Source organism: Streptomyces sp. sk2.1 (genome assembly GCF_008120935.1).
In the GTDB taxonomy this organism is placed as follows: domain Bacteria; phylum Actinomycetota; class Actinomycetes; order Streptomycetales; family Streptomycetaceae; genus Streptomyces.
Genome location: NZ_RDBO01000091.1, coordinates 18269 through 28937 on the forward strand (window position 1 = coordinate 18269; position 10669 = coordinate 28937).

Annotated in this window: 7 protein-coding genes; 1 reads left to right on the forward strand and 6 read right to left on the reverse strand. The window is 73.2% G+C overall.

Annotated elements, in window-relative coordinates:
• Nucleotides 1-40 precede the first annotated feature (40 nt).
• From EAO76_RS40170 to EAO76_RS40180, 3 genes are all read right to left on the reverse strand, one after another.
• Complete coding sequence (locus EAO76_RS40170) at nucleotides 41-2020, reverse strand: protein-arginine deiminase family protein (protein ID WP_187438990.1); 1980 nt, start codon at nucleotides 2018-2020, stop codon at nucleotides 41-43.
• A 461-nt stretch (nucleotides 2021-2481) separates the two neighbouring features.
• The gene (locus EAO76_RS40175; RefSeq protein WP_148841195.1) at nucleotides 2482-2988 is read right to left on the reverse strand and encodes a DUF2004 domain-containing protein; all 507 of its coding nucleotides are present in this window, start codon (nucleotides 2986-2988) and stop codon (nucleotides 2482-2484) included.
• Nucleotides 2989-3089: 101 nt separating this feature from the next.
• On the reverse strand, nucleotides 3090-3953 hold the full coding sequence (locus EAO76_RS40180; RefSeq protein WP_148841196.1) for an alpha/beta fold hydrolase: 864 nt from the start codon (nucleotides 3951-3953) through the stop codon (nucleotides 3090-3092).
• A 110-nt stretch (nucleotides 3954-4063) separates the two neighbouring features.
• Here EAO76_RS40180 and EAO76_RS40185 point away from each other — a divergent pair, with 110 nt between their 5' ends.
• Nucleotides 4064-4582 (forward strand): CGNR zinc finger domain-containing protein, encoded by a 519-nt coding sequence (locus EAO76_RS40185; protein WP_148841197.1) that lies wholly within the window; start codon nucleotides 4064-4066, stop codon nucleotides 4580-4582.
• A 75-nt stretch (nucleotides 4583-4657) separates the two neighbouring features.
• Here EAO76_RS40185 and EAO76_RS40190 read toward each other — a convergent pair whose 3' ends face one another.
• From EAO76_RS40190 to EAO76_RS40200, 3 genes are all read right to left on the reverse strand, one after another.
• Complete coding sequence (locus EAO76_RS40190; protein WP_148841198.1) at nucleotides 4658-5620, reverse strand: NAD(P)-dependent oxidoreductase; 963 nt, start codon at nucleotides 5618-5620, stop codon at nucleotides 4658-4660.
• Nucleotides 5617-6756: a Glu/Leu/Phe/Val dehydrogenase dimerization domain-containing protein gene (locus EAO76_RS40195; protein WP_148841199.1), complete on the reverse strand. Its 1140-nt coding sequence runs from the start codon at nucleotides 6754-6756 to the stop codon at nucleotides 5617-5619. Before EAO76_RS40195 ends, EAO76_RS40190 begins: the two co-directional genes overlap by 4 nt.
• 101 nt (nucleotides 6757-6857) lie before the next feature.
• Nucleotides 6858-10669, reverse strand: a 3812-nt coding sequence (locus EAO76_RS40200) for an MFS transporter (protein WP_187438991.1), incomplete at its 5' end; no start/stop codon positions are given.

Sequence of the window (10669 nt, forward strand, 5' to 3'; positions counted from 1 at the left end):
ACCGCCCGGTTCAGTCCCGCTCGGTCCACCACGGCCCGGTTCAGTCCCGCTCGGTCCACCACGGCCGGGTCCCGGTCAGGCTCCGCAGCGCGTTGGTCGCGCAGTGCACCTCGCCGCCGACGGTGCCCCGGTGGTGCGAGTAGGCCCAGTCCTCCACCCAGGAGATGCGGGTGCCGGTCCGGCTCAGGGCCTGCTCGGCAGCCTGCTCGAAGACGTCCCGGCCGCCCGCCTCCGGCGCGTGCTGGCGCGGTGCCAGATAGACCCCGGTACCGGTGCTGACACCGTTGGCCGCGCCGGGCAGGTAGTTGGCGACCAGGTCCCGGCGCGGATAACCGACGGGCACATCGAGCCTGTTGAAGAGGGCCGGGACACGCACGATGTCACGGTCCGTCAGCCCGGCCTGATCGCGCAGGGTGCGCAGGGCGGCGTCGATGCCCCGTCGGGCGATCTGGGTGCCACGGGTCAGGGACGGCTTGCGCAGCGCGTCGGCGACCGTGAGACCGGGGTCCTCGGTGTCCTTCGCGGCGACCCCGCGCACCAGCGTCCGACCGCCCCCTCCGCGCTTCGCGAGGTCGCTCAGCAGGTTCCGGCCGAGGACGGGGTCGGCGACGACCGCCACCCAGCCCCGGGCGTTCCGGGCCGGGACGAAGGACAGGAACTCGTCGATATGGCCGACCCCCAGCCAGCTGGTGTCCACTGCCACAGGCCGCTGATAGCCCTGCGCGGCGAGCATCCGGAGGAAGGACGGGTCGGGGGATTCCGGGCCCCCGGTCCCGCCGTAGACGACCCGCCCGACCGGGTAGTGGCGGCCACGCCAGGTGTGCGGCGGGAGGGTACCGAAGTTTCCGGTGGAGCTGAAGGAACCGTAGTACTGGCTGTCGTCGCTGCCGACCCGCCGGGGGTCGTACTGCTGGATCACTCCCGTACCGGGGCCGCGCAGCAGTGGGAAGGCACTCCGTGAAGCGTCCCTCAGGGGGAACTCGCGTGTGGCCGTGCCCGGCATCACGTCCGCGGACCGCACGACGACAGTGACGCGGTGCTCCCGGCCGCCGGGAGCGGGGATGGAGGCGTAGGCGGTTTTGAACAGGTCCTGCATCCAGACGTCGCCGCCCGTGGGGTAGTTGTACAGAGGGGCGGGCAGCCCGGCCCGGTCGAGGCCGCGTCGCAGGTCGCGGCGGAACGCGGCCTCTCCGGGTTGTACGGGCCGCGGCTGTGCGGCGGGGTCGTAGCGCTTGCCGCGCTCCACCTCGGCCGGCCCGGTGGTGTGGTCGGCGGTCATCAGGCTTCGTATCGGCATCAGGTCGTGCTCGAACACCAGCGGCGCGACCCGGAGCCGTACTCGGTCCTCGGTGGTGGCGTCACCACGATCGACCTTCAGGACGAGGTCGGTGAAGCCCGCCCACTGCTCGGGGTCGCGTACGAAGTCCCGTGCCTCGACGCCCAGCGCGACGCCGCGGCGCAGCTCGCCGGTGGTCAGCCGGTCGCCGGGACCCAGCAGGACCATACGGCCACGGCGCTCGGCGAAAATTCGGACGTGGTCCCGGGAGGCCGGGTCGGCGGTGACGGTGGCGGTGGTCCCGGCCTCGGCGCGCGGGTCGGCGGTGATGCGCACGGGGGCGAGGTCGGCCAGGTCGGCCGCGCCGTCGACGACGGAGTTCGCGGCGTCGTCGCAGGCCGCGAGGCGGTCATCGGGCAACCGCGCGCCGGCGGGGCCTGCGGTGGGGCAGCGCCGCTGGTCGTCGTCCACGTTGGGCAGCATCAGCGCACCGCGGCCGCGGGTCCACATGTCCTTGCCGGGGTCGTCGTCGGCGGTGACCCGGCCGTCCCGGTTCGTGTCCGCCCGGATGACCGGTCCGAGCGGCGCGGCGTGCGCCGAACGCCCCGGAAACGTTCCGGACATGACCATGAGCAGGGCCGCGCCGAGTACGCCCGTGCTCGCGGCCGCCGGACGGCGGCGCCGGTGGCGAGGGCGTCCGACGGGGCGGGCGCCGGAGGTGGGCAGGGAGTTTTCGTCGTCCATGGCCCCACTCTCGGCGGGGCGCCGACCACCGGACATCCGCCGGATGGCCGGTTCCGGTCCGATGGACGGGTGGCGTCTCATCCTTTCGGCGGGGTTGCCCGACCGCGGCGGATCCGGCCGAGCATCCCCCACGCCGCCCGCCACGCGGTCGTACACCTCGTCGCCATGGTCCCGCGCGGGGGTCATCGCTCGGCCGAACGGGGACGGCTGGATGCCTCGGCAGGCCCTCGGGCAGGTGCTGGAGGGCTGTGGGCGGTCAGGGGTTCGGTACGGGTGCGCGAGCGGGCTCGTACGCCGGTTCCGGCGGGCCCGGCGGAACCGGCGGTTGTCGTCGGTCCCGCCGGGCGAACCCGGGCACGGCGCCGTCCGTGGGGAGTGCGCCCATCGGCAGTGGTGTCGCCCTCGCGTCCGCGCTCTCGCGTCGGGCGGCGATGGAGTCGTCAGCTCTCCCAGTGGATTCGTCAGCTCTCCCAGTCGACGGAAACCACCGTGCCGTCCCGGGTCAGCTTGACGGCGAGTATCTGATCGCTGAGATCGGGATCGAACACGTAGTCCAGGACGACAGGGGGCCCGTCGGACGGACCGCTCAGCCACAGGCCGACGCCGCTCAGGCGCATGGCGGCGGCGAAGGAGTCGGCTCCGACCGCTTCACCGGCCGCGTCCCGTACGAGACGGACGACCGTCTCGCTGTCCTCGCACTCCTCGACGTGGTGGTCGATGAAGCAGCGGTCCTCGCGCAGGTACGCGCGCAGCGCCGTGCGCGCCGTCGCGTCGAGGGCCGGCAGGTCGGTGAGGCACGCGGCGAGCGCGTCCAGCTCCTCGGCGTCCGGCTCGCTGGACGGTCCGGCCCACAGCTGGACCTCGACCTCGTCGTCCCCGAGTCGTGAAGTGCTTTCCCAGACGACCTCCGTGTCGTCCGGCGCACTTGTTTCCACGCGCCCGAAGTGGGCGTGCTCCATGGTCTTCACGCGAGATCACCATTCTCCTGCCGCGCCGGACGTGGGCAAATCCGTAGGTCGGTTCACCGTAGCGGGGACCTCCGACATCGACAGTGGCGCGCCGGACCGGTTCAGTCGGGCAGGCCGCGCAGGAAGTCACGGATCAGCGCCACGCTCCGCATCCGCCGGGTGGTGAACGGGAAGTGGCCCGCGTCGAGCAGGTGGATCCGGGCGTCGGGCAGGTCGCGGGCGAACGCGCGGGCGCCGTCCGGGCCGAAGATGTCGTCGCCGCGGCCCCAGACCGCCAGCAGCGGCGGCCGGTGCGTGCGCAGGTACTGCTGCCATTCGGCGTAGCGCGGCGGGTTGGTGCCGTAGTCCAGGAACAGGTCGAGCTGGATCTCGTCGTTGCCGGGCCGGTCCAGCAGCGCCTGGTCGTGCAGCGCCTGCGACGGGTCCACCAGCGTGGTGTCCGGGACGCCGTGGGTGTACTGCCAGTGCGTGGCCTCGGCGGCGAGCATGCCGCGCAGCGCGTCGCGGTTCCCGGCGGACGGGTCGGCCCAGTAGTCGCGGATCGACTTCCAGAACGGCGTCAGGCCGTCCTCGTAGGCGTTGCCGTTCTGCGTGACGATGCCGGTGATCCGCTCGGGGTGGCGCAGCGCCAGGCGGAATCCGACGGGCGCGCCGTAGTCGTGGACGTGGAGCGCGTACCGGGTGATGCCCAGCTCCTCCAGCAGCGCGTCCACCGTGTCCGCCAGGTGGTCGAAGGTGTAGTCCCACTCGTCGGCGGGCGGCGCGGAGCTGAGGCCGAAGCCGGGGTAGTCCGGCGCGATCAGGTGGAACTCGTCGGACAGGTCGGCCATCAGGTCCCGGTAGATCACCGAGGACGTCGGGAAGCCGTGCAGCAGGACGAGCGTGGGCGCGGCCGGGTCGCCGGCCTCGCGGTGGAAGACGTCGAGCCCGTTGATCCGGACGGTGTGGTGGCGCACTGCGTTCATGATCATCTCCAACCATCTAAATTCATTTAGCCGGTTGACGGCCGGATCAGCGTAAGCCGGTCACAACCAACCGGTCAAGTGCGTTTCACTGGTTGAGTAGACTGTGCGGCATGACACGCCCGCTCATCGGTGAACCCCTGGCCCTGGATCTGGTCAACTCCGTCTGGGTGGACCATGGCCGCCGCCTCGACCAGTTCGACGAGCCCGACGGTCTGGAGAACTGGCTCGCCGACCACGACATGTCCGGCACCGACGCCGACATCGAGACCGTCCGCGACGCGCTGCTGCAGGCCCGGTCCGCGCTGCGCGCCGCGCTGGAGGACGGCGCCGACGAGCCGCTCAACCGCGTCCTCGCCCGCGGCTTCCACCGGCCCGGGCTGCGCGGCGGAGCGCCGCTGGTCGCCACCGTCGTGGACGACCCGGCCTGGCTGCCCGCCTGGACCGCTGCCGCCGACCTGGTCCGCCTGCTCGCCGAACGGCCCGACCGCGTCCGCCACTGCGCGCACCCCGAGTGCGTCCTGTGGTTCCACGACGTCAGCAAGAACGGCTCCCGCCGCTGGTGCTCGATGGAGGTCTGCGGCAACCGCGCCAAGTCCGAGCGCTTCCAGAAGTCGCACCCGCGGCGGTAGAGGGGCGATCCGGGACGACGGCGCCCGGCGCGGGCCCGGAGGGAGCCCGCGCCGGGCGTCAGGACGTCGTGTTCCTCAGTCGGACCGGGCCCCGACGACGACGGCGTCCCGGGCCGTCCGGCCGGCTCGCAGGTCGGTGAGGTTGTCCTGGAACGCCCGGCCCACGGCGGCGGGTTCGCCGGGGAAGGCGAAGGCGCAGTGCGGGGAGATCACCAGGCCCGGCGTCCGCCACCGGGGGTCGTCGGCGGGGAGGGGCTCGATGTCGTGGACGTCGAGCAGCGCTCCGCGCAGTGTTCCGGTCCCCAACGCCTCGTGCAGGGCCCTGTCGTCCACCGTGCCGGCCCGGCCCACGTTGACCAGCGCCGCTCCGGCCGGCAGTGCGGCGAGTACGTCACCGTCGACGAGGTGGTGGGTTCCGGCGGTGGCCGGCAGGCAGCAGACCATGTGGTCGGCGGTGGCGGCGGCCTCGGCCAGGCGGTCGGCGCCCACGGTGCGGTCCGCCCCCGGCACGCCCCGTTCCCCGGTGCGGGTGACGGCGACGCACCGGGCGCCCAGCGCGGTGACCTTGCGGATCACGGCCTGCCCGATCCTTCCGGCTCCCACGACCAGGACGGTCGATCCGCACAGCATCGTGGCGGTGGACGTGTGCCAGGCACGTCGTTGGGGGCGCGCCGAAAGGGTCGGGAACTCCTTGAGCAGCATGAGCAGTGCGGACAGCGCGTACTCCGCGACGGATTCGACCGGGACCCGCGCCGAGTTGGTGACCAGCGTCCCGGGGGCGAGTCCGGCGGCGGGGAGGTGGTCGGTTCCGGTACCGGTGAGGTGCAGCCATCGGAGGCCGGGGAGCAGGTCGAGGGAGCGCTCGGGGAAGTGGTGGCCGATCAGCACCTCGACCTCGGCGAGTTCGCTCCGCGACAGGTCGAGGAGCGAGGTGGCCCGCACCGCCGTGACCAGTGGTTCCAGGTGGGGCAGCAGTTCTTCGGCCATCGCGGTGTGCGCGACGAGGACACGCGGGTCGTGCCAGGTGGACGTCCTCACCGGTGCACCGCCCGGTGTGCGAGGAGTTCCGCGACGGGGTCGGGGCTGCCGTGGCCGGTCAGCTCGGTCACGAGGGCGCAGTTGCGTCTGATCTTGTTCGCGATCCAGGTGCGCAGCCAGTCCGCGAGGCGCGGCGCGGACAGTCCGGACGGGGCCACCCCGGTCAGGACCGCCCCGGTCAGGGCCGCCCCGCCGACGTTCACCACCACGTCCGGCAGCACCGTGTGGCCCGCCTCGCGCAGGAGGCGGCGTGCGACGGGGCCGCAGCTGAGGTTGCCGCCCTCGACGACGACGCGGGCGCGCACGTCCGGGACCGAGCCGGGGTCGATCGCGTCGGCCGAGGCCGCGAGGACGAGGACGTCCGCGTCGACGGTCAGCCAGGCCCGGTCCGGGCCCAGGCACCGCACCCGGGCCGGGAGCAGCGAACGGTCGACGGTGCCGTCGGCGGAGGTCGCCGCGATCAGTCCTTCCGTGCTCAGGCCGGCCGGGTCGGTCAGGGTGCCCAGGACGTCGGCGACGGCCACGACGCGGTGGCCCGCGCGTTCGAGGTGCCGGGCCGCGGCCCGGCCCACCGCTCCGAATCCCTGCACCACCACGCGTTGGGGCGCGGTGACCCGCTGTGCCTCCAGTGTGCTCAGGGCCGCCGTCGCGACGCCGAAGCCCGTGATGTCGGACATGGTCCCGTAGAACTGCTCCCAGGGCACGTCCAGCCGGGTGGCCCCGGGTACTTCGGTGAGGTCGTAGTCGGCCGCGGCGAAGAACGCGTCGCGGTCCGCCGGTGTCGTGCCCTGGTCGCAGCCCAGGTACACACCGCCGTGCAGGAGCGGGCGGCCGACCTTGCCGAAGGTGCGCATCAGCCGGTCGCGGTCCGTGATGGCGGAGCGGGGGCGGATGCCCGCCTTGGCTCCGCCGATCGGCAGGTCGACGAGTGCGAGTTTGTGGGTCATCGCCCTTGCCAGGGCTGCCAGTTCGAGTTCGTCGACGGTCTCGGTGAGGCGGGTTCCGCCCATGGCGAGGCCCCGTACGGTGCTGTCCACGACGACCCAGGCGTCGGCCTCGCAGCCGGGCATCGAGAGTGTGGTGGTGAAGAGCGGCGACGCGACCAGGGTGTCGTCGCTGTGAAGGAGTTGGTTCATGTCCACGTCTTTCTGGTTCCGGTTTCTGGTTCCGGTGGGTGCGTCGTGGCGCGGTCCGGGTACGTGTCCGGGTGGCGGGTGGCGGCCCGGCCCGAGCGGCGTCAGGTGCGGGTGGTGCTCCGGCGCAGCAGGGCGTCCGCCTCGTCCTGGAGCGTGTCGAGGTCGTCCGCCACGACCTCCGCCGTCGAGATGTCGGGGAGCCGGCTCTCGATGTGGCGCAGGGGGCGGTACCGCAGGCCGAGGACGCCCCAGCCCGCGAGCAGGAGCCCGCCGGTGATCATGAGCAGTCCCATGCCCCGGCCGGGCCCCGTGCCGCCCGCGATCTGGAGGAAGGGGGTCTGCCCGACGAGGGGGTCGAAGAGGTGGTTCAGCAGGAGGGGGGTGAGCAGGAAGCCGAGCGGCATCAGCCCGGTGGCGAGCATCTGGTTGGTGGCCACGACCCTGCCCTGCAGTTCCAGGCCCACCTTGGCCTGGAGGATGGCGAGCCAGTGTGCGTTGAGGAGGGCGTTGCACACCCACCACAGGAACAGGCCCACGCCCATGAGGACGGGTTCCGGCCGCAGCCCGATCAGCGCGGTGGCCAGTCCCATCCCGATCGTCATGCCGATCATGCCGTCGGCCCGGCGCCGGGTGCCGCCCCAGAAGGCCATGGCCAGGCCGCCGACCGCGGCGCCGAGGCCGCCCGCCGCGGTGACCGTGCCGAGGACGGCCGGGCTGCTCGTGGAGAGGACGAGCGGAGCCGTCAGCACCGTGGTGGTGGCGATGATGTAGTTGACGACGATGAAGAAGAGCACCATCGCCACCATGGGCGGCCGTCGGGCCAGGAAGCGCCAGCCTCCGGTGATCGAGGACAGGAAGCCCTCCTGGCGCCTGCGGAAGAGGCGGTCCGGGAAGCGGATGACGAGCAGGACGGCCCCGCCGGCGAGGACGGCGACGAGGTCGATGCAGACCACCCCGGCCAGTCCGGTGAGGCTGATCAGCGCTCCGCCGAGCACCGGCGCGATCAGGGTGCTGAGGGCGGTGCCCAGTTGTACCACGCCGTTGGCCTGGGCGAGATAGGGCTTGGGCACCAGTTGGGCGACCGAGGCGAGGTAGGCGGGCCGTTGGAACGCCGCGGTGAGGGAGGTGAGCGCGGCGAACACCGCGACCTGCCACACCTGCAGCGCCCCGGTGGCCGCCGCGGCGACGAGGCCTGACAGGGTGACGCCGTAGACGGCGGCACAGCCCAGCAGGACCTTGCGGCGGTCCCAGCGGTCGGTGGCGGCGCCGCCCAGTGGCGCGGCGAGGAAGGCCGGGAGCATGGCCAGCATGGTGACCAGGGAGTAGGCGGACACCTGATGGGTCTTCTGGAAGACCCACACCCCGAGACCGAAGGAGGTGAGTGCGGAGCCGGTCATCGAGGCCGTCTGACCGAGTGCGAAGAGGCCGAACCGGCGCAGGTCCCGTCGTTGCGACGAGTTGTCCGGTGCCGTCGGCGCGGACACGGGGGCGGGCGGTGCGGACGCGGAGGCGGCGACGGTCGATGCGGAGGCGGAAGCGGAGGCGGTCGATGCGGGCACGGAAGCTTCCGATGCGGGCGTGGAAGCCGTCGGCGCGGGTACGGAGGCCGTCGGCGCGGGGAGTCGTTCCTCGATGATTCCGGCGAGTTCGCGGGCCTGGTGCTTGAGGAAGTAGTGCCCCGCGTGCGGGATCCGGGAGAGGGAGACGTCGTCGGCGACGGCGGTCCACTCGCGGTACCGCTCCTCGAAGAGTTCGGTGGTGCGGTCGCGGTCGCCGACGACGCACAGTACGGGCGCCCGCAGCCGCCGGGGGGCATGGATCTCGAAGCGGGCGCTGAACCAGTCGACCGCTTGGCGCGCGTCGTGCCGGACGGCCCGGATCACCGAGCCCCGGGTGTCCTCCTCCATCTGCCCGCCAAGTGCCCGCAGCACGTCGTGGTAGGCCCGGTCGGAGGTGCGCCGGTCGTCGGGGAACCAGCGGTGGACGAGGGCGGACAGCCTGCCGGGGAACCGGGCGCTGGGGAAGGCGGCGCCGAGGACGACCCCGGCGAGTTCCTCGCCCGCCTCCTCCAGTGCGAGGGCGAGCGCGACCGCGGGTGCGGTGCCGACGCAGTGCCCGTAGACCAGGACCCTGCCGGTGCCGGTGCCGGCGAGTTCGTCCCGGCAGCGTGTCACGACCTCGGTGAGGGGGCTCAGCTCCTCGTCGGCGCGTGCGGGGTCGTGGCCGGGCAGTTCCACGGCGAGCACCTGGATGTCCGGCCGCAGCACGGCGAGTTCGTGTGCGAGGGGTTGGTACGAGGCCGCGGATCCGCCGCCGTAGGGCAGGCAGACGAGGGTTACTCCCGGGGCCGTGCCCGGGGGTGGCCCGGCCAGCCGTTGGAGGAGCCCGGTGCCGGCGGACGCGGGATCGTCGAGCAGGGTCGCCAGCTCCCGCACCGTGGGGTGGGTGAAGAGGGACACCACCCGCAGGTCGGGGCCGATCAGCCGGGCGGCGCGCAGTGCGCTGAAGGAGTCCCCGCCCAGTGCGAAGAAGTCGTCGTCGATGTCGAGGTCCCGGTCGGGGAGTTCCAGTACCTCCCGCCAGGCCGCCGCGACGCGCCGCTCGGCGGCGCTGCGCGGGGCCGTGCCGTTGTGTTTCCCGGACGCCTGCGGGACGGGCAGGGCGGCGCGGTCCACCTTGCCGTTCGGGGTGAGCGGTATCCCGGGCAGGGGCACCAGGGCCGATGGGACCATGTGGTCGGGCAGTCGGGAGCGCAGGGCGGAGCGCACGGCCGCGGGGTCGAACGGGGTGCTGTCGTCCGCCGGGACGACCCAGGCGACGAGGCGGCGCCGGTGTGCCTCCCCGACGGCGAGCACGACCGCTTCGCGTACGGAGGGCAGTGCCCGGCAGGCCGCGGCGACCTCGCCGGGTTCGACCCGGTATCCGCGTACCTTGACCTGGTCGTCGAGGCGGCCGAGGAACTCCACGAGTCCGTCCGGGCGTACCCGTACCCGGTCGCCCGTGCGGTAGCAGCGCCGGGTTCCCTCGACCGGGTCCGGGACGAAGGACCGCGCGGTGGCCCCGGTGTTCCCGGCGTAGCCGCGTGCGACCCCGGGGCCGGCGATCCACAGTTCCCCGGGGGTTCCCGGGGGCGCGAGCCGACCGCCGCGGTCGACGACGTAGCACAGTGCGTTCGGGAAGGGTGTGCCGAGCGGGACCGAGGCAGTGGTCGCGACGGAGGCGGTGGTCGGGTCCGTGGGGGCCTCGGTGTCGACGGGTTCGCATCCGAGGACGGACACGGTCGTCTCGGTGGGGCCGTAGTGGTTGTGCACCCGCAGGCCGGGGCGGGCCGCGCGGACGCGGGCGACGAGTTGCGGCGGGCACGCCTCCCCGGCGAGCACGAGGAGGTGTTTCGGCAGTACGGCTGTCAATTCGCCGTGCGCGGCGAGGAGTTCGAGGTGGCTGGGCACCATCTTGACGACGTCCACCGGGTGGGTGGCGAAGTACTCGGCCAGCCCCTCGGGGTCGGTGGCCCGCTCGCGTCCCACCAGGTGCAGTGTGCCGCCGCTCACCAGCGCCCCGAACAGCGAGAGGTATCCGAGGTCGGCCGCCGCCGTGGAGAGCAGGGCGAACGACCGCCCGTGACCGTCGATCCGTTCCAGTGCGGCGTGCAGGTAGTGGGTGAGGGAGCGGTGCTCCACACCGACGCCCTTGGGGGTGCCGGTCGTTCCGGAGGTGAAGATCAGGTAGGCGAGCTGGTCCTCCGCCACCTCCACCCGTGCCCCGGGCCGGTCGGCGGGGGTGGTGCCGGGGGCGGACAGGTCCTCCGTCACCAGGACGTGCGCCGCCCGCACCCGGTCGGCCAGGGCGCGCCGGGCCAGTACGAAGCGTGCGCCGGACGCCGTCACGGTGCGGGCGGCGCACGTCCTGGTGA

Excerpts from the sequence above, each read along its gene's own strand:
- EAO76_RS40170 (WP_187438990.1), bottom strand. The coding sequence starts at position 2,020 with ATGGACGACGAAAACTCCCTGCCCACCTCCGGCGCCCGCCCCGTCGGA.
- EAO76_RS40180 (WP_148841196.1), bottom strand. The coding sequence starts at position 3,953 with ATGAACGCAGTGCGCCACCACACCGTCCGGATCAACGGGCTCGACGTC.
- EAO76_RS40185 (WP_148841197.1), top strand. The coding sequence starts at position 4,064 with ATGACACGCCCGCTCATCGGTGAACCCCTGGCCCTGGATCTGGTCAAC.
- EAO76_RS40195 (WP_148841199.1), bottom strand. The coding sequence starts at position 6,756 with ATGAACCAACTCCTTCACAGCGACGACACCCTGGTCGCGTCGCCGCTC.